This window comes from Nonomuraea sp. B19D2 (genome assembly GCF_040137845.1).
Lineage (GTDB): Bacteria > Actinomycetota > Actinomycetes > Streptosporangiales > Streptosporangiaceae > Nonomuraea.
This window is the reverse complement of sequence record NZ_JBEFAK010000013.1, coordinates 147,040-169,640: the sequence shown is the minus strand read 5'-3', so window position 1 is coordinate 169,640 and position 22,601 is coordinate 147,040. Positions and strand designations below refer to the sequence as shown.

21 protein-coding genes are annotated in these 22,601 nt (G+C 71.9%); 8 read left to right on the top strand and 13 right to left on the bottom strand.

Features of this window, described 5'->3' with window-relative positions:
- The first annotated feature begins 12 nt into the window (after positions 1-12).
- The gene (locus ABN273_RS24620; RefSeq protein ID WP_349451346.1) at positions 13-1,080 is read left to right on the top strand and encodes a C45 family autoproteolytic acyltransferase/hydrolase; all 1,068 of its coding nucleotides are present in this window, start codon (positions 13-15) and stop codon (positions 1,078-1,080) included.
- Here ABN273_RS24620 and ABN273_RS24615 read toward each other — a convergent pair whose 3' ends face one another.
- Positions 1,081-2,244, bottom strand: coding sequence for an acyl-CoA dehydrogenase family protein (locus tag ABN273_RS24615; RefSeq protein ID WP_349451345.1), 1,164 nt, complete (start codon positions 2,242-2,244; stop codon positions 1,081-1,083).
- Between the two features lie 65 nt (positions 2,245-2,309).
- Here ABN273_RS24615 and ABN273_RS24610 point away from each other — a divergent pair, with 65 nt between their 5' ends.
- The 3 genes from ABN273_RS24610 to ABN273_RS24600 are packed head-to-tail and all read left to right on the top strand — an operon-like array spanning position 2,310 to position 5,529.
- Positions 2,310-3,743, top strand: coding sequence for an aldehyde dehydrogenase family protein (locus ABN273_RS24610; RefSeq protein WP_349451344.1), 1,434 nt, complete (start codon positions 2,310-2,312; stop codon positions 3,741-3,743).
- Entirely contained in the window at positions 3,740-4,864 is a 1,125-nt protein-coding gene (locus ABN273_RS24605) for a CaiB/BaiF CoA transferase family protein (protein ID WP_349451343.1), read from the top strand. The genes ABN273_RS24610 and ABN273_RS24605 overlap by 4 nt, the downstream gene beginning before the upstream one ends.
- The gene (locus ABN273_RS24600; RefSeq protein ID WP_349451342.1) at positions 4,861-5,529 is read left to right on the top strand and encodes a GntR family transcriptional regulator; all 669 of its coding nucleotides are present in this window, start codon (positions 4,861-4,863) and stop codon (positions 5,527-5,529) included. The genes ABN273_RS24605 and ABN273_RS24600 overlap by 4 nt, the downstream gene beginning before the upstream one ends.
- Before the next feature lie 86 nt (positions 5,530-5,615).
- Here the strand turns inward: ABN273_RS24600 and ABN273_RS24595 are convergent, their stop codons facing one another.
- From ABN273_RS24595 to ABN273_RS24585, 3 genes are all read right to left on the bottom strand, one after another.
- On the bottom strand, positions 5,616-7,163 hold the full coding sequence (locus ABN273_RS24595) for a carboxylesterase/lipase family protein (RefSeq protein WP_349451341.1): 1,548 nt from the start codon (positions 7,161-7,163) through the stop codon (positions 5,616-5,618).
- A 76-nt stretch (positions 7,164-7,239) separates the two neighbouring features.
- Complete coding sequence (locus ABN273_RS24590) at positions 7,240-8,037, bottom strand: alpha/beta hydrolase (RefSeq protein WP_349451340.1); 798 nt, start codon at positions 8,035-8,037, stop codon at positions 7,240-7,242.
- A gap of 179 nt (positions 8,038-8,216) precedes the next feature.
- On the bottom strand, positions 8,217-8,867 hold the full coding sequence (locus tag ABN273_RS24585) for a spondin domain-containing protein (RefSeq protein ID WP_349451339.1): 651 nt from the start codon (positions 8,865-8,867) through the stop codon (positions 8,217-8,219).
- A 235-nt stretch (positions 8,868-9,102) separates the two neighbouring features.
- Here ABN273_RS24585 and ABN273_RS24580 point away from each other — a divergent pair, with 235 nt between their 5' ends.
- Together ABN273_RS24580 and ABN273_RS24575 are read left to right on the top strand one after the other, a co-directional pair.
- Positions 9,103-9,654 (top strand): redoxin domain-containing protein, encoded by a 552-nt coding sequence (locus ABN273_RS24580; RefSeq protein ID WP_349451338.1) that lies wholly within the window; start codon positions 9,103-9,105, stop codon positions 9,652-9,654.
- 21 nt (positions 9,655-9,675) lie between these two features.
- Positions 9,676-10,560 carry a cytochrome c biogenesis CcdA family protein gene (locus tag ABN273_RS24575; protein WP_349451337.1) on the top strand — a complete coding sequence of 295 codons (885 nt, stop codon included), beginning with the start codon at positions 9,676-9,678 and terminating at the stop codon, positions 10,558-10,560.
- Between the two features lie 88 nt (positions 10,561-10,648).
- Here the strand turns inward: ABN273_RS24575 and ABN273_RS24570 are convergent, their stop codons facing one another.
- Positions 10,649-11,407 (bottom strand): DUF899 family protein, encoded by a 759-nt coding sequence (locus ABN273_RS24570; protein WP_349451336.1) that lies wholly within the window; start codon positions 11,405-11,407, stop codon positions 10,649-10,651.
- Between the two features lie 187 nt (positions 11,408-11,594).
- Here ABN273_RS24570 and ABN273_RS24565 point away from each other — a divergent pair, with 187 nt between their 5' ends.
- A complete protein-coding gene (locus ABN273_RS24565; protein ID WP_349451335.1) occupies positions 11,595-12,260 on the top strand; it encodes a maleylpyruvate isomerase family mycothiol-dependent enzyme in 666 nt (221 codons plus the stop codon).
- Positions 12,261-12,382: 122 nt separating this feature from the next.
- On the opposite strand, the gene ABN273_RS24560 is transcribed toward ABN273_RS24565, so the two are convergent.
- From ABN273_RS24560 to ABN273_RS24550, 3 genes are read right to left on the bottom strand one after another with little or no spacing between them, the layout of a single operon-like run.
- Positions 12,383-13,603: a metal-dependent hydrolase family protein gene (locus tag ABN273_RS24560; protein ID WP_349451334.1), complete on the bottom strand. Its 1,221-nt coding sequence runs from the start codon at positions 13,601-13,603 to the stop codon at positions 12,383-12,385.
- The gene (locus tag ABN273_RS24555) at positions 13,600-13,905 is read right to left on the bottom strand and encodes a hypothetical protein (RefSeq protein WP_349451333.1); all 306 of its coding nucleotides are present in this window, start codon (positions 13,903-13,905) and stop codon (positions 13,600-13,602) included. The genes ABN273_RS24560 and ABN273_RS24555 overlap by 4 nt, the downstream gene beginning before the upstream one ends.
- Complete coding sequence (locus ABN273_RS24550; RefSeq protein WP_349451332.1) at positions 13,902-15,275, bottom strand: MFS transporter; 1,374 nt, start codon at positions 15,273-15,275, stop codon at positions 13,902-13,904. The genes ABN273_RS24555 and ABN273_RS24550 overlap by 4 nt, the downstream gene beginning before the upstream one ends.
- Before the next feature lie 146 nt (positions 15,276-15,421).
- Here ABN273_RS24550 and ABN273_RS24545 point away from each other — a divergent pair, with 146 nt between their 5' ends.
- On the top strand, positions 15,422-16,315 hold the full coding sequence (locus tag ABN273_RS24545) for a MurR/RpiR family transcriptional regulator (RefSeq protein WP_349451331.1): 894 nt from the start codon (positions 15,422-15,424) through the stop codon (positions 16,313-16,315).
- A 16-nt stretch (positions 16,316-16,331) separates the two neighbouring features.
- Here ABN273_RS24545 and ABN273_RS24540 read toward each other — a convergent pair whose 3' ends face one another.
- From ABN273_RS24540 to ABN273_RS24520, 5 genes are all read right to left on the bottom strand, one after another.
- The gene (locus ABN273_RS24540; protein ID WP_349451330.1) at positions 16,332-16,874 is read right to left on the bottom strand and encodes a hypothetical protein; all 543 of its coding nucleotides are present in this window, start codon (positions 16,872-16,874) and stop codon (positions 16,332-16,334) included.
- A gap of 79 nt (positions 16,875-16,953) precedes the next feature.
- On the bottom strand, positions 16,954-17,562 hold the full coding sequence (locus ABN273_RS24535) for a hypothetical protein (protein ID WP_349451329.1): 609 nt from the start codon (positions 17,560-17,562) through the stop codon (positions 16,954-16,956).
- Positions 17,563-17,668: 106 nt separating this feature from the next.
- The gene (locus tag ABN273_RS24530) at positions 17,669-19,093 is read right to left on the bottom strand and encodes a glycoside hydrolase family 28 protein (RefSeq protein WP_349451328.1); all 1,425 of its coding nucleotides are present in this window, start codon (positions 19,091-19,093) and stop codon (positions 17,669-17,671) included.
- Positions 19,094-19,102: 9 nt separating this feature from the next.
- Positions 19,103-20,119 (bottom strand): glycoside hydrolase family protein, encoded by a 1,017-nt coding sequence (locus ABN273_RS24525; RefSeq protein ID WP_349451327.1) that lies wholly within the window; start codon positions 20,117-20,119, stop codon positions 19,103-19,105.
- The gene (locus ABN273_RS24520; RefSeq protein WP_349451325.1) at positions 20,095-22,587 is read right to left on the bottom strand and encodes a family 78 glycoside hydrolase catalytic domain; all 2,493 of its coding nucleotides are present in this window, start codon (positions 22,585-22,587) and stop codon (positions 20,095-20,097) included. The genes ABN273_RS24525 and ABN273_RS24520 overlap by 25 nt, the downstream gene beginning before the upstream one ends.
- Positions 22,588-22,601 lie beyond the last annotated feature (14 nt).

Sequence of the window (22,601 nt, the reverse complement as noted above, 5' to 3'; positions counted from 1 at the left end):
GATGGATGGTTCATGACTTTTCCCACCTTCACGTCGTCAGAAATCGATCCCCGAGCGCGCGGCAAGGAGCTCGGCACGCACCGGCGCAAGGCGATCATCGCCAACCTCGCCGGCTACTCAGACCTGTTCACCGTGGCGGGCGCCACCGCGGCGCAGGTCCGCGCGTGGGGCGAGCAGGCATTCGAGCGCAGCGCCGACTGGGCGCCGCACCTGGCGGAGGAGATCGCCGGGATCGCGGCCGGCGCCGGCCTGAAGCCCTGGCAGGTCGCCGTCGTCAACGCGCGCACCGAGATCCTGGCCGCCATCGACGCGACCGGTGAGGGGGAGTGCTCCACCTCCGTCGTGCTGCCCGGGACGGACCTGCCGCCGCGTACGGTGCAGACCTGGGACTGGCACGACCACCTGCGCGACGCGCCCATGCTCTGGGAGCTGGAGCCGCGCCCCGGGCATGTCGTGCGCACGTTCACGGAGGCCGGGGCGCTGGCCAAGATCGGGGTGAACACGGCCGGGCTCGGCATCCACTTCAACATCCTGCGCCACGACTCCGACACCGCCGACCTCGGCGTGCCCGTGCACCTGATCGCCCGCAGGATCCTGGACGAGGCCACCACGGTCGGGGAGGCCGCCGACATCGCCCGCTCCGCCACGGTGTCGGCGTCGACCGTGATCACAGCCGTGACCTCGTCGGACGCGGCCTCGATCGAGATCTCCCCGGCCGGTGTCGCCGTCATCCCGCCGGAGCCGGACGGCGTGCTGCAGCACTGCAACCACTTCCTCGACGCCGACCTGGCGGCAGGGGAGCGGCACGCCACCGACCGGCCCAGCACGTACGCCAGGCTCCAGCACCTGCGGGCCGGCACCGAGGGCCTGAAGAGCGACGACCACACCACGCGGGCGCTGGCCATGCTCAGCCACGGCCCCGACGACGCGCCCGTCTGCGCCCACCCCGACCAGACACAGCCGATCAACCAGCGGTGGGAGACCGTCGCGACGATCGCGCTGGACCTGCCCGCCGCGCGGCTGCGGGTGCACCAGGGCGGGCCGTGCCAGGTCACCGAGGCGACCTGGCAGACGTTCTGATCAGTGGAACGCGCCGATCCCGGTGAGCGCCTTGCCCAGGACCAGGGCGTGGATCTCGGAGGTGCCCTCGTAGGTCAGCACCGACTCGAGGTTCACGGCGTGCCTGATCACCGGGTACTCCAGGGTGATGCCGCTCGCGCCGAGCAGCGTGCGGCACTTCCTGGCGATCTCCAGAGCCTCGCGCACGTTGTTCAGCTTGCCGGCGCTCACCTGCTCGGGGGTGATCGTGCCCGCCTCCTTCAGCCTGCCGAGATGCACGGCCAGCAGCAGGCCCTTGCCCAGCTCCAGCGCCATGTCGGCGAGCTTCTCCTGGGTGAGCTGGTACGAGGCCAGCGGCCTGGCGAACACCTCGCGGTCGCCCGCGTACGCGATGGCCGTCTCCAGGCAGTCGAGCGCCGCTCCCATCGCCCCGAACACGATCCCGAAGCGCGCCTCGTTCAGGCAGCCGAGCGGCCCGGACAGGCCCCTGGCGCCCGGCAGCACGGCCTCGCCCGGCAGGCGCACGCCGTCGAGCACCAGCTCGCTCGTCACGCTCGCGCGCAGCGAGATCTTGTGCTTGACGTCGTTCACGGTGAAGCCCGGCGTGCCCGCCGGGACCAGGAAGCCCCTGATCCCCTCGTCCGTACGCGCCCAGACCACGGCCACGTCCGAGACCGAGCCGTTGGTGATCCACATCTTGGTGCCGTTCAGCACCCAGCCGCCGCCTTCGCGCTTGGCCGTGGTCCGCATGCCCGCCGGGTCGGAGCCGAAGTCCGGCTCGGTCAGGCCGAAGCAGCCGATGCGCTCGCCGGCCGCCATCGCGGGCAGCCACTCCTGCTTCTGCTCCTCGCTGCCGTACTTCCAGATGGCGTACATCGCGAGCGAGCCCTGCACCGACACCAGGCTGCGCAGCCCGGAGTCCGCCGCCTCCAGCTCCAGGCAGGCCAGCCCGTACGAGACCGCGCCCATGCCGGCGCAGCCGTACCCGTCGAGGTGCATGCCGAGCACGCCGACCGAGCCGAGCGTGCGGGCCAGCTCGCGCGCCGGCAGCTCCCCGGCCTCGAACCAGGCGGCGACGTGCGGGCGGATCTCCCGGTCGCACACGCGCCTGACCGTGGTCCTGATCTCCCGCTCCTCCTCGGTCAGCAGCGTGTCCAGGGCGAACAGCGCGGTCGGGGTGACCATCCGGACTCCTCTATTTTGGATCCAATATTGAAAATCCAATATGGCACAGTTAGGGTGCGTTGACCATGGACGTTCTGAATCTCATCGGTGGTCGCTGGGTCGAGGGGGAGGGCGAGGAGTTCGCCGACACCAACCCGGCGCGGCCCGGCGAAGTGATCGCGCGGGGGCGGTTCGCCTCCGCTGCCGAGGTGGAGCGGGCGGTCGCCGCGGCGCGCGCGGCGGCGCCCGGCTGGGCGGCGACGCCCCATCATGCCCGCGCGGCCGTGCTGGTCGCGGCGGCGGACCTCATCGACGCCTCGGCCGACGAGTGGGGCGCCGAGCTGGCCCGTGAAGAGGGCAAGACGTTGCCTGAGGCGGTCGCCGAGGTGCGGGGCGCGGCCCGGATCCTGCGGTACCACGCGGGCGAGGCGGACAGGGAGAGCGGCGAGATCTTCGCCTCCCCGCGACCCGGCGAGAACGTGCTGGTGGTCCGCAAGCCCATCGGCGTGGCCGGGCTGATCACGCCGTTCAACTTCCCGATCGTCATCCCCGCCTGGAAGATCGCCCCGGCTCTGGGCTACGGCAACACCGTCGTGTGGAAGCCGTCCTCGCTGGTGCCGCTGCTGGCGTACCGGCTGGCGCAGGCGCTGACGTCGGCGGGGCTGCCGGACGGGGTGCTCAACCTCGTGTACGGCGAGGCCGAGGTCGGCTCGGCCATCGTGGACCACCCCGGCGTGGACGCGGTCTCGTTCACCGGCTCCACCGCGGTCGGGCGGGCGGTGATCGCGCGCTGCGGCGAGCTGGGCAAACCCGTGCAGACGGAGATGGGCGGCAAGAACGCCTCCATCGTGCTCGCCGACGCCGACCTCGAGCACGCGGCCGAGCAGGTCTGCCTCGGCGCGTTCCGCTCGACCGGCCAGAAGTGCACGGCCACCTCGCGGCTCATCGTGGCCTCCCAGGTGGCGGACGAGCTGCTGGAACGGGTGGCCGACCGGGCCGCGCGCCTCGTGGTCGGCGACCCGCTGGAGTCCGGCGTCGAGATGGGGCCTCTGGTGAGCTCCGCCGCTCGTGACCGGGTGACCTCTGGGGTGGCGCAGGCCGTGGAGGAAGGGGCCAAGCCGCTGGCGGGCACCTCCCCGGTGGACGGGCAGGGCTGGTTCGTGCCGCCGACCGTGCTCGACCTGCCGGGCATCGGGGTGGACTACTGGCACACCGAGCTGTTCGGGCCCGTGGTGGGGGCGGTGCGGGCCTCGGGGGTCGAGGAGGCGCTGGAGCTGGCGAACCTGAGCGAGCACGGGCTGTCGGCGGCCATCTTCACCAGGGATCTGGGGGTGGCCCTGCGGGCGGTCGAAGGGCTGGACGTCGGTGTGCTGCACATCAATTCCGAGTCGGCCGGGACCTTCCCCTATGTGCCGTTCGGCGGGGTGAAGCAGAGCGGGTTCGGGCCCAAGGAGCAGGGGCGGGCGGCCCGCGAGTTCTTCACCCACACGATGACCGTCTACCTCGGGGCTCCGGCATGACAGGTGCCTTGTCGGGGCTGGTGGTGGCGGACTTCAGCCGGGTGCTGGCGGGGCCGTACGCCACGATGCTCCTCGCCGATCTGGGGGCCGAGGTGGTCAAGGTCGAGCGGCCCGGCACCGGGGACGACACCCGGGCCTGGGGACCGCCCTATGCGGCCGGCGGCGCGGCGACGTACTTCCTCGGCGTCAACCGCAACAAACGCTCGATCGCGCTCGACCTGCGGGCCGACGTGGAGGTGGCGCGGGCGCTGGCGGCCCGGGCGGACGTGCTGGTGGAGAACTTCCGGCCCGGCACGATGGACCGGCTCGGGCTCGGCTACGCCGAGCTGCGCGCGCTCAACCCCGGGCTGGTCTACTGCTCGATCACCGGGTTCGGCTCGGGGCCGGGCGCCGGGCTGCCCGGGTACGACCTGATCGCGCAGGCCGTCGGCGGTCTGATGAGCGTCACCGGAGAGCCGGACGGGCCCGGGACGAAGGCGGGCGTGGCGCTGGTGGACGTGATCGCCGGCCTGCACGCCGGGCTGGGCATCCTGGCGGCGCTCCGCCACCGCGACCGCACCGGCGAGGGGCAGCGCATCGAGGTCTCGCTGCTCTCCTCCCTCCTCTCGGCGCTCACCAACCACGCCTCGGCCTACGCCGCCGCCGGGGTGGTGCCCCGGGCGATGGGCAACCGGCATCCCAGCATCGTCCCGTACGAGGTCTTCGGGGCCGCCGACCGCCCGCTGGTGATCGCGGCCGGGAACGACCGCCAGTTCCAGGCCCTCTGCAAGGCGTTGAACCGCGAGGACCTCGCCGAGGACCCCCGCTACGCCACGAACGCGGACCGGGTCGCGGGCAGGGACGAGCTCGTCGCGGAGCTCAACGCGGCGCTGGCCGCCCGCACGGCCGACGAGTGGTTCGAGACGCTCACCGCCGCCGGGGTGCCCTGCGGCCCGATCAACGACCTGGCCGCCGCCTTCGCCCTGGCCGAGGACCTCGGCCTGGAGCCCGCCGTTCAGCTCGACGGCGTCGGCCAGGTCGCCAACCCCCTACGGCTCAGCGCCACCCCGCCCTCCTACCGCCGTCCGCCGCCCGAGCTCGGGCAGGACGATGCGTGGGTTCGTGAGATATTGGGGCGGTGAGTTCGGACGAGGCAGGACGCAGGCCGCCGACGGCCCAGCAGTTCGTGCTGGCCGAGCTGCGCCGCGCCATCACCACCGGCCGCCTGCGCCCCGGCACCCCCATCCGGCAGGATGCGCTGGCCGAGGAGCTGCAGGTCAGCCGCGTCCCCCTGCGCGAGGCGCTCAAGACGCTCGAAGGCGAGGGCCTGGTCACCTACAAGGCGCACAAGGGCTACTGCGTCGCCACGCTCTCGCTCGACGACCTGCGCGAGGTCTACCGCATCCGCGAGCTGCTGGAGGAGGAGGCCGTCCGCCACGCCGTCGCCCGTCTCTCCGGCGATGACCTCGACCGGTTGGAGTCGGTCCAGGAGGAGGTCGAGCGGGCCGCCGCGGCAGGCGACGTGCCGGCCATGGCGGCGGCCAACCGGCTGTTCCACATGACGTTGTTCGACTGCGCGGGCATGCCCCGCCTGGCCCGCCTGATCAGGACCCTCTGGGACACGACGGACGCCTACCGCTCGATGTACTACGGCGACGCGGGCAACCGGGAGCGGGTCGTCAAGGAGCACCGCGCCACCCTCGACGCCCTGCGCCGCCGCGCCGCCGACGAGGCCGTGACGACGCTCAACGTCCACCGCGATCATGCGGTCGCCGAGCTGGAGTCCCTCCTCGCCCGCCCCTCATGAGGGGGCGCAGTGGTCGCGGCAGCCGCCGAACCGGCCGGCGTCGGGCCTGACGAAAACGGGTCAGCCGGCTGCCCATGATGACCCGCTCACGGCTGGATGGAGTCCCAGAAGGCGCAGTGGCTGGCCTCCGCGGTGTCGACCGGATGGATGCCGCCGCGGCCCGGCGCCAGGCTGAGCACGTCGCCGGAGCCGCGGAAGCGCGGCCAGCGCGGAGCCTGGGCGGCGGCCGGCCTGCCGTCGCGGGCGAACGACGTCCAGTAGCCGGCCATGGCGTCCGACAGCCGCGTCTGCTCGGCGTCGAGCAGCCCGAGCAGGCCGGGGAACAGGTAGGTCAGCTCCGTCCCGTGCTGGGCGCCCTCCTCGTAGCCGGGCACGTCGTACAGGGGTGGCGCGGTCCGGTCGGCGAACTGGTAGGCGTACACCGGGACGCCGGCCTTGGCGAACAGGCCGAACGCCTTCTGGTGGCCGCACGTGGCGAGCGGGCCGGTGGCGTGGGTCAGGACGGTGGCCACCGCGATCCGCAGGTCGGGGTAGCCGGCGGCCGGGTAGCGGGCCAGGATCTGGTCGGCGTGCGCGCCGTAGGTGTCGCGCACGAACTTCTCGTACTGTGCCGCCGTGATCGGCTGCGGGTAGATCAGGGCGGCGTACAGGCGCATCTCGTCGAGCGTGTTGCCGAGCATGACGGGCACGCGGTTGAACCGGCCGCTCTCGAACGCCTCGCGGGGCTGGACGGGCAGCACCCGGTCGCCGCCCGCCACCGGGTAGGGGCTCCGGTCCTTGAACGCCTCCATCAGCGTCTTGACCGGCAGCGCCCGCAGGCAGGCGGCGGCCTCCGCGGCGCAGCCCACGGCCCCGGCGAACCTGGCGCCGTCGGCCTCCGCCTGCGCCTCGGTGCGCATGGGGAAGGAACAGACGTAGCTCTGCGCGATGGCCTTGTGGAACAGCCCGGCGGCGGTGGGGGAGGCGAGGCCGGCGCAGGTGTCGGCGGCTCCGGCGGACTGGCCGAACAGCGTCACGTTGCCGGGGTCGCCGCCGAACGCGGCGATGTTGCGCCGCACCCAGCGCAGCGCCGCCTGCTGGTCGAGCAGGCCGTAGTTGCCGCTCTGGTAGCGCTCGCCCGCTTCGAGCGCGGGGTGCGCCAGCCAGCCGAGCACGCCGAGCCGGTAGTTGACGGAGACGACCACGACGTCGCCCCTGGTCGCCAGCTTGGCCAGGTCGTAGCCGGCGGCGTTGCCGCTGACGTTGCCGCCGCCGTGCAGCCACACCATGACCGGCAGGCCCCGGCCCTTGAGCGGGCCCTTGAGCGGGGTGGTGACGTTGAGGTAGAGGCAGTCCTCGCCGTACGTCGTCCGGCCGCCGTAGACCTCGGCGATCTGCGCGCACTGGCTGCCGAACGCCGTCGCGTCCCGCACGCCCGGCCACGGCCTGGCCGGTTGCGGCGGCCGCCAGCGCAGCGCGCCCACGGGCGGCTCGGCGTACGGGATGCCGCGGAAGGCCCGGTGGTCCTGGAGCACCTCGCCTCTGACCACGCCCTTGTCGGTGCGGACCTGGGCCGATGGGGGCGAGTCCGCGGCGGCCGGAGTGGCGAGCATGGTCACGGAGAGCACTACCGCTGCGGCACGAACGAGTCTCACGAGGTCCCCTTCCAGCGAGAGCGATTACCGTACGTGAGCGCGCGCCCCCGACCGTACACGCGGAGGGGGCGTCGTACTAGTGGCTGATCCGGTCGGCCAGTGCGACCACGGCAGCCAGGAGGTCGGGGCCGGTCAGCAGGGCCAGGTCGTTGTGGTCCGCCCCGGCCACCGCGACGGTCGTGGCCGGGCCGCCGGCCGCCTCGGCGACCGCCCTGCTGAGGCGCGGGGGCACGATCGTGTCCCGCGCGCCGTACACGACCACGACCGGTGCCCTGATCTTGGCGAGGTTCTCCGCGACCGGGAAGCGGTCCCGCAGCAGCGGCCTGACCGGCAGGAACGGGTAGTTGGCCTGCCCGGCGGCGGCCAGGTCGGTGAACGGCGAGCGCAGCACGAGGCCGTCGGGCGGGCGCTCCAGGGCGAGCCGCGTGACCACACCCGCGCCGAGGCTCTCGCCGAAGTAGATGACGCGGGAGCTCGCCACGAGGTCGCGGGCCGCCAGCGCGTCGCGGTACAGCCCCTCCTCCGTCGGCGCGCCCGGGTTGCCGCCGTAGCCGCGGTAGTCCATGAGGAACACCCCGAGGCCGTGTTCCGACAGGGCGCGGACCAGCGGCGCGCGGTCCCGCCTGTTGCCCGCGTTCCCGCCGGCGATGAGGACGGTGACGTCGCGGGTGCCGGGCACGTACCAGGCCCGGAGGCGGAGGCCGTCCGCCGTGGTGAACGAGACGTCCCTGGCGCCCGGGATGACGACGGCGGCGGGCGGCGGCGCGGTTCGGTCGGGGAGGTAGATGAGCCGCCGTTGGCACACCCACAGGAGGGCCAGCAGCAGGACCAGCACCGCGACGACCACGAGAGCGGTCCGCGTCAGAGTCGTCACCGAATTTCTCCGAGGAGGCCCTGGCCTTCGGGCCAGGGCCACTGAGCACAACGAACGGGTCATTACCGGATTAGTGCCCGCTCCTCGGCGCCCCTCTGCATGCCAGGGAGCACTTCGGCATCAGCCAAGAGCCGGGCTGAGGACCTGTCGTCTCAGCAGCCCCACTGGTCGCCGGCCCGTCAACGCGCGAAGGTCAGCTCGGCGACCTGGCCGGTCCAGCCGTAGGTGTCGCGGTCCAGGTCACCGCAGGCCATGATCCCCTTGTGCTTGCTGATCGGCCTCTTCTCGGGCGCACGTACCATCGGGTTGTTGCAGCAGGGGCCGGGGATGGTCGCTTTGGTCTCGAGGTTCTTCTCGCTGCCCGCGTCGTAGGCCATGGTTCGGACGGAGCCCGGCCGCGGCGGCAACGCGTCCACGCCGGTGAAGCCGTCGTTGGTGTTGACGAGCATGCTGACGATGCTGATTCGGTCGCCCGGCCGAACCTTGACCTGGAACGTCGCGGTCTTGCCCGGTGCGATCGGAGCGCTCGCGGCGGCGAACGCCGCACGCACGCCGGGCCGCTTGGAGACCTCCTTGATCAGTCGCGGCGCGTCGCCGTCCTCGGCCACCGCGGCGACGCCGCGACTGGCGAACCGGCCCATCTGCCAGACATGGACGCTGGGCGAGTGGACGACGACAACGGGGGGTGACAGCGGCTGGGATCCCGACGGTGTCAGATTCTGGATCTTCACCGTCCATGTCGTCGTGGGCTCCGCCTGTGCGGCGGACGGCAGGGCGACCATGCCGGCGCAGAGGGCGGCCAGTCCTGCGAACAGTTGGACAGGGCGCATGACGTGTGCTCCTTCGGGTCGATGTGATCCACAGGACGTTATGGCCGGATGCGCCGTCGAGATCTTACGTATGGCTTACCTGATGATTACGGGCCATTACGGGCGCGACGGTCCGTACGGATGCGAAGACCCGGCGGGAGCAAGCACCTTCGCGGTCGGAGCAGCGAGGTGTCATCGGCTCGTAAGATCTGGGCCTGCCACCCATGCCTATTCTCGTGACGTGGTGAGGATTCGTGTGACGGCCGCCGTCGTGGTGGCCGGACTGTTGGCGGCCGCGTGCGGCGCCTCCGATGAGGTGGTTCGCAGCGATGCGCCGGTGTCGGCGACCGTGGCGCCGGCCACCCCCGCGCCCGTACCGACGGCGTCCGAACAGGCAAGCGTTCCCGAGGCCTTGCGGTTCACCGCCACCACCTTGGGCGGGCAGCAGTTCGATGGCGCGAGCCTGGCGGGCAAGCCGGTCGTGTTCTGGTTCTGGGCGCCGTGGTGTCCCAAGTGTCAGTCGGAGGCGCCGGCCGTCAAAGCGGCCGCCGCCAAGTACCCCGATGTCGCCTTTGTGGGAATCGCCGGGCTGGACGGCGAAGCCGCGATGAAGGACTTCGTGCGGCGTACCGGGACCGGCGCCTTCGTGCAGTTGTCGGACGAGAAGGGCGCGGTGTGGACCCGGCTCGGGGTCAGCCAGCAGTCCACGTTCGTGTTCATGAAACCAGACGGATCAACCGAGAAGGCCTCCGGGCCCCTCGGCTCCGACGACCTCGATCGCCATGTCGCCAAGCTGCGCGCCGCCTAGCGCGTGCCGCCGGGGGCGAGCATGACCGGTGAGCTGCCGCTGGCGCTGGCCCTGACCGCGGGCCTGGTGGCGGCGTTCAATCCCTGCGGGTTCGCGCTGCTGCCCGCGTACCTCACGATGCTGGTCGCCGACGACCGGCCGGATGGCGGTGCCGCTCTCGCGCGCGGACCTGTGACGCGAGCGCTGCTGCTCGGGGCGGCCATGACCGCGGGATTCGTCACGGTGTTCGGGCTCTTCGGGCTGGTGGTGACGCCGCTGGCGGTGTCGGTCGGCCGATACCTCCCATGGGTGACGATCCTCATCGGCGTCGCCCTGTGCGGGCTGGGGATGTGGCTGCTGACCGGCCGCGAACTGCTGGTCCGCACGCCCCGGCTGGCCACCGGCCGGCCCGTCGCCTCGCTTCCTTCGCTGTACGGATACGGCCTCAGCTACGCGGTGGCCTCGCTGTCGTGCACCATCGGCCCGTTCCTCGCGGTGACCTCCGCCTCGCTGGCCGCCGGCGGAATCCTGGGCGGTCTGCTGGTCTTTGTCGCGTACGGGCTCGGCATGGGCCTGGTCGTGGCCGTGCTGTCGCTGGTAGTGGCGCTGGCCCGATCGGCGGTGGTGGCCCGGGCCCGGGCGATGATGCCGTACGTGTCGCGCATCAGCGGCGCCCTACTGGTGCCGGCCGGCCTGTACGTCGCCTATTACGGCTGGTACGAGCTACGCGTCTTCGCCGGCGCCGCGCCCGACGACGTGGTCATCGACGTGGCGACCGCCGTGCAGGGCACCATCGCACGGTGGCTGGAATCCCTCGGCCCGGGCTGGATCGCCCTCGCGCTCGCCGTGCTGATGGCGACCGTCCTGGTGGTCCGCCTCGTCCGGCGCCGAAGGCGTCACCGGCAAGGACAGCAAGATCACCTATAGCCGGTTCCTCTCCGACCGGGCACCGTTCGACGACCACGCCGCCGCGACGGCCGCCGCTGCGCCGCGGCGGCCGTCCTCGGGCTCGGGTTCAGGAGCAGCAGCCTGACCCGCCTGTGCGGGGTTGTCCGCTGTGGAGGTCGTCGTCGTGGCCGGCGGCGACCCGTGCCCATTGCGCGGTCGGCCGTCCGTCCTTGCGGAACTGCTGGCCGAGGGTGTCGTACGGTTGCGGCCAGCCGGGCGGGGAGTCCTCCCAGGTCTCCTGCCGCCCGTAGACCGTCATGTCGAGGATGCCGTAGGACGGGGCCATGGGCTCGACGCCGCGGCTGGTGGTCCAGTACGTCTCGTAGACGCGGTCCCCGTCGCGGAGGTAGCTCGCCTTCATTCCGAAGTGGCGGCCGGCGATGAGCCGTTCGCGGGACTCAGCGGGCACGGAGTACCAGGGCATGTCCCAGCCCATGAAGCGGCGGTAGCGGTCGGATTCCTCGTAGGGGCCCTGGCAGAAGACGGCGAAGGTGACGTCACGCTGGTGCAGATAGGACAGTTCGCGGACCTGGCCGGTGAAGAAGGTGCAGCCCTCGCACTGGTCGGCGGCGGTGTGGCCGTCGTGCCACATGTGATACGACACGAACAACTGGGTGCGGCCCTCGAAGACGTCGATCAGCGGGACGCGCCCCTTGCCTCCGACGAGCGGGGCCGACGGGTCCACCTCGGTCATGGGCAGCCGTCGCCGGGCGGCGGCGATCGCGTCGCCCTCTCGGGTGTGCGCCTTTTCCCGGGCGCGCAGGGTGTCGATCGCGGCCAGCCACTCCTGGCGGGGAACGACTGGCGGCTTGTTCACAACGGTCATGCCCGTACTGACCCGGCAGCCCGCAAGAACTCATCGGCTGAGCCCAAGGCGGGCCGGCGCGCCGGGCGGCTTTCGAAACATCGCTCATCAGCGACGATTTCATCCCGCGGCGGAAGTCTTACCCTTCGATCGTCCTTACCGACCTGACACGAGGACTCCTGTGACCAACCGCAAAAGGCCGTCCGACATGACCGATCCGGAACCGAAAGCAAGGAGCAGTCACGCGGCCGACATCTGGCCGCTGGTGCACGCCGAGCGAGCGGCCCTGGCGGCCGACCTGGCGGATCTGACCGACGAGCAGTGGGCCACGCCGTCGCTGTGCACCGGGTTGACCGTGCGCGAGGTGCTGGCGCACCTCACCGCAGGGGCGAGCCTCAACAGCGTGCGGTGGCTGGCGGGCGTGATCCGCTGCCGCTTCGACTTCGACAAGCAGGTCGCCATGCGGCTGGCCGAGCAGTTGGGCGCGACCGCAGCCGAGACGCATGACAGGTTCCGCCACGTCATCACGAGCACCACCAAACCACCTCTCCCGGTCATGGCGCTGCTGGGCGAGACGATCGTGCATGCCGAGGACATCCGGCGACCGCTGGGCATTCGCCACAACTATCCGATCGAGACCCTCACCCGGGTAGCCGGGTACTACCAGGGCTCCGACCTCGTCGTCGCCGCCAAGAGACGGATCGTCAACCTGCGACTCGTCGCCAACGACGGCCCTTTCACCACTGGCTCCGGGCCGCTGGTGTCCGGCAGCACCCTGGCACTGGTGATGGCAACGACTGGGCGCTCGGTGTACTGCGACGAACTTGACGGCGACGGCGTCGAAATCTTGCGCGATCGGCGCGACATGACGTGATCCCAGGGCTTGAAGCCCTTCGCCCAGTCGGACCGACAACCCTTCGCTCTGTGACGATGACCTCGTCGGTGTCGTTTGATCGCCGTTACTCGTCGTCGAGGACGCAATCAGCAACGGGGTCCTTAAATCGGGGGAGCAGTCAATTTGCCGCCTTGGACGACGTGACGGATGCGGGCGGGGTCGGCGAGGACGTCGATGTCGGTCAGCGGGTCGCCGTCGAGCACCAGCAGGTCGGCGTGCGCGCCCACGGCCAGCGTGCCGAGCTCGCCCGCCATCCCCACCAGCTCCGCCGCCCCGACTGTGGCGGCCCGCAGCACGTCGATCGGCTGCTGCACCTCGCGCCGCAGCCGGAACTCGTGGTTCTGGTGCCGGTGCATGCCCCCGAGCAGGTCCGTCCCGTACGCCAGCCGCACCCCGCCCCGGGCGGCGCGCTCCAGCGCGACCAGGCCCGCTTCGAGCACCTCGTCCACTTTGCGCCAGCTCCGCTCGGGCAGCCCGAAGGCCGGACCCTCCTGCTTGAGCGCCCAGTACGTCACCAGCGTCGGCACCAGGAAGGCGTCGTGCCGCAGGAAGAGCTCGACGCTCGTGTCGTCGATCAGGTTCCCGTGCTCGATGGAGCGCACGCCCGCCTCGAGCGCCCGGTTGACGGCCCTGGCGGTGTAGGCGTGGGCGGCGACGTACCGGTTGGCGGCCTCGGCCTCCTCGACCGCCGCGCGCAGCTCGTCCATGGAGTACTGGGTCGAGTCGATGCGGTCGGTCGGGGAGGCCACGCCGCCGGAGGCCATGACCTTGATGTGGTACGCGCCCTTGCGCAGCTCGTCGCGGGCCGCGGCGCGTACCGCGTCGACACCGTCGGCGACGCGGCCGACGCCGGCGCAGCACGGGTGCTCGTCGTGCAGGTGCTCGCCCCGGCCGCGGAAGTCGGCGTGGCCGCCGGTCTGGCTCAGCCCCTTGCCGCAGAACAGCAGCCGCGGCCCCCGGATCAGCCCTTCCGCCTGGGCGTCGGCCAGTCCGAAGTCGGCGCCGGACGCGTCGCGGACCGTGGTGAAGCCGCGGTCGAGCATGTCGCCCATGATCCGGGCGCTGTGGGCGGCGACGTACGAGGGTGACATGGAGCCGAGCGAGCCGAGGTTCGCGGTGGAGGCGGTGACGTGCACGTGCGCGTCGATCAGCCCGGGCACCACGTGGGCGCCCGCGACGTCGATCACCCGCGTGCCCTCCGGGGCGCTCAGCCGGGGCCCCGCCTCGACGACGCGGCCGTCCGCGCAGCGCAGGTCGCCTTCGGCGTACTCGCCGCTCGCGACGTCGAGGACCAGGGCGTTACGCAGCAGCAGGCCGCTCACTCCGCACCTCCACGCAGCGCCGGTACGGCGAGCGGGGCCAGCGACCGGGCCGCCGCCACCGAGAAGATCTCCCGCACGGCGGCCCGGTCCCTGCCGAAGTACGGCTCGCGGTCCTCGATGCACCGCGCCAGCCAGCCCTGGGCGACCTCCACGGTCTTCTCCCCGCCCACCGGGTACTGCTCGGGATGGCTGCTGTGGACGCGGCGCAGCGCGCGCCGTTCCGGAACCCAGGCCAGGACGGTGAACAGCCGCGCTCCCACCTCCCGCCGCACCTTCTCCTCGAGCTCGGTCAGCACGGTCATCGGTTCGCCTCCTTGGCCGGTTCCGTCAGTTCCTCCAGCGATCGCCCGGCCGTGGCCAGGCCGAACACGACCACGCACACCACCCCGGCCACGAGCACCGCCGTCGTCAGGCCGAACACGCCGCCGAAGCCCAGGCTCGCCGCCGACAATCCGATGATCGTCGGGGCCAGGATGCTGCCGATCCGCCCGAACGCGCTCGACAGGCCGGTGCCGGTGGCGCGGATCCAGGTGGGGAAGACCTCGGGGGTGTAGGAGTAGACGCCCGCGTACGTGCCGTTCAGGAAGAACGACAGCACCGCGCCCGCGAGCGTGATCGTGGCGGGCGTGTCCATCTGCGACAGCCAGAACGCGCTGACCGCCGAGCCCGACAGGTAGATCGCGATGGTGTTCTTGCGGTCGAGCCGCTCCGACAACCAGGCGGCCGAGAAGTAGCCGGGCACCTGCGCCAGATAGATGATGATCGAGAACTCGAAGCTCTTGGTCACCGTGATGCCGCGCTGCACGAGCAGGGTGGGGATCCAGGAGAAGAACCCGTAGTACGAGAACGTGATCACGAACCAGACCAGCCAGGTCACCGCCGTCCGCCTGGCCATCACCGGGCTCCACAGGAAGCGGAGCGCGCTGAGCAGGTTGACCTTGGCCGTGCTCGTGGCGGGCTCGACCGCGGACTCGGGCACCGGCGGGAGCGGCCGGCCCGTGGCCCGTTCGACGCGGCGTTCGAGGTCGGCGACCACCGCCTCGGCCTCGTCCACACGGCCGTGCTGCAGCAGGAAGCGCGGCGACTCGGGCAGCGAGCGGCGCCACCACAGCAGCATCACGATCGGCAGCGCGGTGATCACCTGCGCGATCCGCCAGCCGTCGTCCATCGTCGGCACCACGAACCGCCCGATCAGCGCGGCGGCCACGAACCCGAACGAGAAGAACCCGGCCAGCGCGCCGATGAACCAGCCGCGCCGCTTGGCCGGCACGAACTCCGACAGGAACGGCGCGATGATCGCGCTCTCCGCGCCCGCCCCGGCCCCGGCCAGCACCCGGGACGCCAGGAACACCTCGTAGTTCGGGGCGAACGCGGCGACCACGGAGAAGGCGGCGTAGAAGGCGAGCGCGTACATCATCACCTTCTTGCGGCCGATGCGGTCGCCCAGCAGGCCCGCGACGGTCGCGCCGAAGAGGAAGCCGAACGGGGTGGCCGACCCGATCAGGCCGAGCTGCCCGTTGGACAGGCCCCAGGCGTCCTGCGCGCTCGGGAGCAGGAACGCGACCACGGCCGAGTCCATGCCGTCGAAGGTGTAGCCGAGGCCGCCGATGAGGAGGAGTAGGTAGTGGGGACGGCTCAGCGGGAGCCGGTCCAGACGGGCCAGCAAGGTCATCGAACAACACCTTTCCCCAGGTCGTGGCCCTTCAAAGCAATTGCGCAGCAACATATAGTGCGAAATGCTGGAAATGCAATGGTCTTTGCAAGTTGGGGGTGTTACGACCGCGTAGCATGTCCGCCGGGACGCATGGAGAGGGACACGTGACAGAGCTCGCCACGGACAGCTTCGAGGACTGGTTGCGGGCCCGCGTGCCCGCGCGCGGCCTGCGCGGCAAGGCGGCCGCCGTGCTCGAGGTCCTGCTCTCGCAGCCGCGCCGGGCGTCGTTCGGGTCGGCAGGGGAGCTGGCGCAGCTCGCCGGGGTGAACGTGGCGACGGTGACGCGCACGGCTCAGGCGCTCGGGTTCGCGGGGTGGCCGGCACTCCAGCAGGAGCTGCGCGCCCGCTACCTGTCCTCGCTGAGCGCCGGGCAGGTCGCCGCCGAGCACCGGGGCACCGGCTCACCCAGCTCCCGCTCGCTCCGCCGCGACCTCGACAGCCTGGCGCTGCTGAACCGGCGCCTGGACGAGGGGGTGCTGCTGACGATCGCCGAGGCCGTCGCCGCGGCCCGCCGTACCGTGATCGTGGCCGACGGCAGCTACGCGGCCGTCGGGCTCGCGCTCGCGCACAACGCCCGCCTGGCGGGCTACCCGGTCACGGCCGTGACCAACGGTGACGCCGAGCTGGCCAACATCGTGGCCGCCATCGGGGCGGGTGACGTGCTGGTGGCGATCAGCTTCTGGCGGCTCTACGAGAGCACGGTCCTGGCCGCCAACGTGGCCCGCTCGCGCGGGGTGCGGGTGTTCGCCCTGACGGACGCGGCCAGCCCCGCGCTGGCCGACGCTGCGGAGGAGGTGGTGATCGTGCCGGCGGAGGGCGAGGCGTTCTTCCCGTCGCTGACGGCGGGCATGGCGGTCGCCCAGGCCCTGGTCACGCAGCTCGCCGCCGTGGACCCGGCCCGCACGGGGGCCTCGATCGAGGCGGCCGAGTCCATGTGGACCCGCTTCGGCCTCCTGCACCGTCGCCCCACCGCTCCCCATCCGCCGCCGCAGGCGTGAGCGGTCATTCGGTGGGCTAGAGCCAGCTGGCCCGGACGCTGTCGCTCGACGGCGTGTCGCTCGGCGGGGTGGCCAGGGCGCCGGAGCGGACGTCGTCGAGCAGGCGGCTGACGGTGTCGACGATCTCCGGGGCGCGCTCGCGCAGGCCCGTCACGTCCGCCGGGCTGACCTCGCCGCGGTCCACCCCGGCCTCGTCGAGCACGCCTTCGAGGTCGGCCAGCCGCTCGCCCAGCCACTTCAGCGGCTCGCCGGAGAGCCGTTCGTCGAACACCCGCTCGCCCGGCTCCCAGTCGTGCAGCGTGGGGTGATGGTGGGTACGGTCGAAGCTCCCCGGCGTGCCGGTGACCGACTCCAGCAGGTCCACCCGCCACAGGGGCTGATCGACGGTGATGGGCCGCGCCGAGTAGATCGACCCCTTCAGCTCGCCCGGCTCAAGCTTGCGCAGCTCCAGGCGCACGCCTCGCTCGGCTCCCTCCTGGCCCGCGTTCGGGTTGGGGTCGACGAAGTAGATGTCGCTCACAGCCACGCCGATGCGCTCGAAACCGAAGAGGTAGAGCACGGAGAACCACTTCCTTCACGCGTCGCGGTCGGGGGGTCGGGGTGAACGTACCCACCCTGTGCCCGAGCTGATCGTGCTTTCAGCGGCCGGCCGTGACCTCGGGGGAGCCGGCGCCCGGTCCCAACCGCGGAGCCTGGGCGGACATCCCCCGGCCCAGCAGCAGCGTGCCCAGCCAGATGAGCGCCATGCCCACGGTGGCCAGGGCCGACTCCTTGCCGGTCTGGTACATCCCGACGGCCAGCACCACCATGCCGAGGGTCGTCACAGCCGCGCTCACGACCGTGACCCGCTGGAGCGCGGCCAGGATGACCGCCAGCGCGACCAAAGCGCCGAAGAACACCTGCGCCTCGGTGCCGTAGACGATCGCCTCGAACTCCCGCACCTGCTCGCCACCGAACCCCTGGTAGAGGTCGATCACCAGCCGCACGACGGCGGCGGCCAGGCTCAGCAGCGCGACACCCACCGCCCCCTCCACCGCCACCCGCCGCCCGCCCGTCACCGGCCCGGCCATGCCGCGCAGCCCCAGCGTCATGACGCCGAACATGAGGAACCCGGCCAGGCAGGCCACGTGCGCGGCCGTCCACCACGGGCCGCCCACGACGTCGGCGCCGGTGGGGCGCATGAGGAGCCAGCCGCCGAGCAGCGCGGCGGGCGCGGCGGTGAAGGAGATCTGGGTGAGGCGGTTCATGGGACCACGATGCCTCCTCGCGCGGAAGGCCCTCATCGGTGATCGTCCCTGACTTCCCCCTGATCCGCCCCCGTGGCCTGGTGGAGCCGTATTTCCCGGAACCGCCTCAGGTGGTCACCCGGCGGCCGTTGATCCACACGTTGCGCAGGACCAGGTCCGTCACGTCGCGCACGACGTCGTCCTCGGCCATCTCCTCGAACACGCTGTCCGTCACCCGTACGCCCCTGATGGGGTTGGCCGGGTTGCCGATGAGGTAGAACGCCCGGGGCGCGCGTCCGGCCCGCAGGCGGCGGATGTCGATGGCGCCCACGTCGGGGTAGTAGGGGCCGGTGTCCTTGTTCTCGTAGTTCAGTGCCACCTCGATCACCGAGTCGGCCGCCTGCGCCACCGTGATGTCCCTGAAGTAGACGTCCCTGACGTAGCCGCCGCGGTCGGGGTTGGTCTTGACGCGGACCGCGCGTTCCAGGTTGGGGCTGCTCATCGTGCAGTTCCAGGCGAAGACCCAGCGCACGCCGCCGGTGGTCTCGCTGCCGATGGTCACGCCGCCGTTGCCGTCGCGCATCACGCAGGAGTCGACGAGCACGTTCATGGCGGGCGCGTTCACCCGGCGGCCGTCGGCGTTCTTGCCCGCCTTGATCGCCACGCAGTCGTCGCCGGTGTTGAACTCGCATCGCTCGATGAGCACGTCCACGCACGACTCGGGGTCGCAGCCGTCGTTGTTGGGGCCGTTCGGGCTGTCCACGGTGACCTCGCGGATGGTCACGTTGGTGCACAGGACCGGGTGGATGTTCCACATGGGGGAGTCCTTGACCGTCACGCCCTCGATGAGGACGTTGCGGCACCGGTAGAGCTGGATCAGGTTCGGGCGTAGGTAGTGGCCCGCGCCGAACACCCGCTCCGCCACCGGCACGCCCTGCTCGGCCATGGCCGCGAGCAGGGCCTTGTCGGGTTTCTCGGCCGGCGGCGGGTCGCCCGACCAGTCCCACCAGTGCGTGGCGTCGGCCTGGCCGTCGATCGTGCCGCTGCCGGTGATGGCGACGTTCGTCCGGTCGTAGGCGTAGACGAACGGGGAGTAGTTCATCAGCTCGACACCCTCGTAGCGGGTGTACACGACTGGAAGGTAGTCGGCCGGGTTCCGGCTGAACTTGATCGTCGCGCCCGCCTCCAGGTGCAGCTCGACGTTGTCGGCCAGGTGGATCGCACCGGTGAGGTACGTTCCCGCGGGCACCAGGACCCGCCCGCCGCCCGCCGTGGCGCAGGCCGCGATCGCCTGCCGGAAGGCGTCGGTGCACATCGTGGCGCCGTCGCCGACCGCCCCGTGGTCGGTGACGGGGAAGGTGCGGCGGGGGAAGCGGGGCGGCCGGATGCGCCGCCTGATCTGCGGCACCCTGGCCCAGGCGCCGGGCTCGTGCGTGGCGGGCTCATAGGTGCCGGGCTCATAGGCGGCGGCCGCCTCAGCCCGGCCGATCAGCTGGGGCGCCAGCGCGGCCCCGGCGGCCGCGGCCAGGAACCTCCTGCGGGACCGGTTCATCGTGTCCTCCTATCCGTGCGCCATGGAGATGCCGCGCCGCTCGACCAGCGTGTGCTCGCCCACCTGGTACGGCTCGACCCGGCGCACCGCCGTGTAGAAGTGGTGGGGGCGGCCGTCGCGGGAGACGAGCGCGGGCTTGTGCGCGTAGGTGTCGTCGGCCGAGCCGGGCGGCCCCACGTCGATGAGGATCTCGCCGCTCTTGTGCCAGGTCCGCAGGTCGCGGGAGACCGCATAGCTCTCGCGGGCGTGCCCGTCGAAGGAGAGCCCGAAGTAGAACATCACCCACCAGTCGCCGTCCCGCAGCACGCACGGGTCGGAGGCGAAGCGCTCGTCGAAGTCGCCCTCGCCGCCGTGCGGCACGGCCGGTCCCGGGTCCGGGCGCTCCCAGTGCTCGAGGTCGGGTGAGACGGCGTAGCCGATCTGCTCGCGCCAGCCGTCGTAGGTGCGGTTCTTGGCGTTGTAGAAGCAGTAGTAGAGGCCGTCGTGGCGGAGCAGCCACGACTTGTAGAGGCCGCCGCGCTCCCACGCGCCGCCGTCCTGGGGGCGCAGCACCGACCCGGTGTCCTCCCAGGTACGCAGGTCGTCGCTGACGCAGAACCCGATGATCGCCGCGCCCATCTCCATGCCCGGCTCCGGATAGGCGTGGTACGTGCCGACCGCCCGGCCGTCCAGCCAGGTCACCTGGCCGGGGGAGTCGAGGCGGTTGTCCCGGACGATCGAGGTGAGCGCCGCGTTGTAGCCCCGGTACGGGTGGCCGGGGTCGCGCGGCAGGATCACCTCGCCGGGAGTCCACGACACCAGGTCGGCCGAGCGGCTCAGCGCGGTCTGGTAGCCGGTCCCGTCGAAGCCGACGTACGTCATGAGGTACTCGCCGCCGTCGGAGCAGACGAAAGGGCAGTCCACGAAGAGGCTGTCGAACCTGCCCGGCTCCCGCGACGGCCCGACCAGCAGCCGCCCGGCCTTGTGCGGCGTCCTGACGCGCGCGGCGTCGTACACGTCGATCACCGGCCCGCCCTGAACGTCCACCGCCCGGCCTGCACCTCATAGGCGCGCTCTCCCAGCGGCACCGCCTCCTCCGGGACGGCGTGCCGGGCGAGCCCCAGGTCAGGCAGGCGCACCTCGGCCGACGAGCCCGGCGGGACCGCCACCTCGAGCGCGAACTCCCCGTCCCCGCGCGTCCATGACACCGAGACCTGCCCGTACGGCGTCCCGGTGCTCGCCCGCACCGACTCCAGGTCGCCTGGTGTGGCGGGCTCGATCAGCAGCCTGCGGAAGCCGTTCGACCCGGGCGCCTGGCCGATGCCGCCGAGCCCGCGGTAGAACCAGGCGTCGATCGCGCCCAGCATGTAGTGGTTCTGCGACAGCCCTCGCGTCGGCCCGTCCCAGGCCTCCGTGAGCGCGGTGGCGCCGTGCCGCACCTGGTAGCCGTAGCTGGGGTGGTTCGTCGAGGTGGCGAACTCCCACAGCGCGTCGTGCCGTCCGGCGCGGCCGAGCACCCGGAACAGCGCGGGCAGCGCGATCTCGCCGACCGTGATGCCGCCGCCCGCCACCGCCCCGGCGATCCGGTCGAGCGCGGGTTCGTCGGTGATGACGCCCATGTCGAGCGCGAGGATCTCCGACGCCTGGCTGCGGCTGCCGGGCAGGATGCCGGCGAAGGCGGCGGTGATCTGGTCGGTCAGGGCGCGGTAGCGCTTGGCGTCGTCGTCGCGGCCCAGCACCCCGGCCACGCGGGCCATCGTGCGCGCGGCCCGCCAGTAGCCCCAGGTGGAGACCAGCGGTACGGGTGTCGAGGTGTCCAGGCCGATCCAGTCGCCCAGCCCGTAGTCCAGGACGCCGTCCTCGGCCTTGCCCGTGAGGTAGTCGACGTAGCGGCGCATCGCGTCGTAGTGCGTCTCCATCGCCGACGGGTCGCCGTACCAGCGGTAGAGCTGCCAGGGGATGCGGACGATCGCGCCGCCCCAGTTGGGGTCGTCCCTGAACGGGGGGTCGAACACCAGGAACTCCGGCGCGATGTCCGGCACCAGCCCGTTCCCGGTCTGCGCCTCGGCGATGGTGACCAGCAGCTCGCGGTAGTAGGCGGCGACGTCGTAGTTGTAGGCCACGACGTCGAAGAGCAGGTGGGTCTGCTCCAGCCAGCCCAGCTTCTCCCGGTGCGGGCAGTCGGTGAGCACGCTGTACATGTTGCCCCTGACCGCCCTGTCGATGATCTTGTGGACGTCGTTGACCAGGGGGTTCGAGGTCTCGAAGGCGCCGGCGGGGGTGTTGTCGGCGCGCAGCACGAGCGCCGTCACGGCCTCCTCGCCGACCTGCTCCGGCAGGCCCTGGACCTCGACGTAGCGGAAGCCGTCGTAACGGAAGCGCGGGTGCCAGGTCTGCGGCCCGTCCTTGGTCACGTACGTGTTGAAGATCGGCGCGCCGGTCGTGGGCTTGGACTGCACCACGCGGCCGTACGCGTCGAGCTGGTCGCCCGGCACGAGCCGCAGGTAGCGCCCGGCCGGGAGGTCCAGGCTCAGCTCGGCCCAGCCCGCGACCACCGTGCCGACGTCGAAGACCGGCGTGCCGTCGGTGGCGACGAGCTTGGCGGTCGCGGGCAGCCGCTCGGTGACCCTGATGGGCGGGCAGGACCGCGAGCGCAGAATGTCTTTCGCGGCGGGTATCACGGTCACGGGACGCCACTCGGCGGCGGTGCGGCGGGCGTCGTGGTCCTCGCCGCCGTACCAGTGCGAGCGCACGGTCGGGCCGTCGGCGGCCCGCCAGTCCGGGCCCGTGACGAACCGGCTGAACGAGCCGTCGGCGTAGCCCAGCTCGAGCTGCGCGATGGCGCGCGGGGCCACCTTGGAGCCGAAGAACTTCATGTACCGGTCCTGGTGCGGGAAGACGTGCGCGATCCCCGGGCCGAGCTCGACGCCGAGCGTGTTCCGGCCCGCACGCAGCAGCTCCGTCACGTCGTGCGTGGAGTACACGACCCTGCTGGTGAAGTCCGTGTAGGGCGGTTCGAGCACGGCGTCGGTCACCGGCGCGCCGTTCACCGTCGCGGTGTAGACGCCCAGGCCCGCGACGTGGAGCCGGGCGCGGGTGACCTGCTTGGCCAGGACGAACTCGCCTTTCAGCAGCGGGAGCGGCCTGCCCTTGCCGACCCGCGGGTTGCCCTCGTCGTACCAGTCGGGGTGGGTGATCCACGCGGCCGTCCAGTCGTCGGGGCTCAGCAGCCCCAGCTCGAAGCGCGCGGGCGGGCTCCAATCGGACCATTCGCCGTTCGCGTCGCGGATCCGCACGCGCCAGCGCGCGGCCGTGCGGCTGGTCAGCGGCCGCCCGCCGTACACCACCCGTTGCTCGGCACCGCTGACCTCGCCGGTGTCCCACAAGCCCGGCTCGACCTGTACGTGGTAACCGGTCTGCGTCGTGGTGCCGGTCAACTGCCAGCTGAGCGCCGGCCGGGTGATCTCGATGCCTAGGGGGTCGGTCAGGTCGCACGTTCGCAGGTTCGTCACCATGGCGCGGGCTCCAA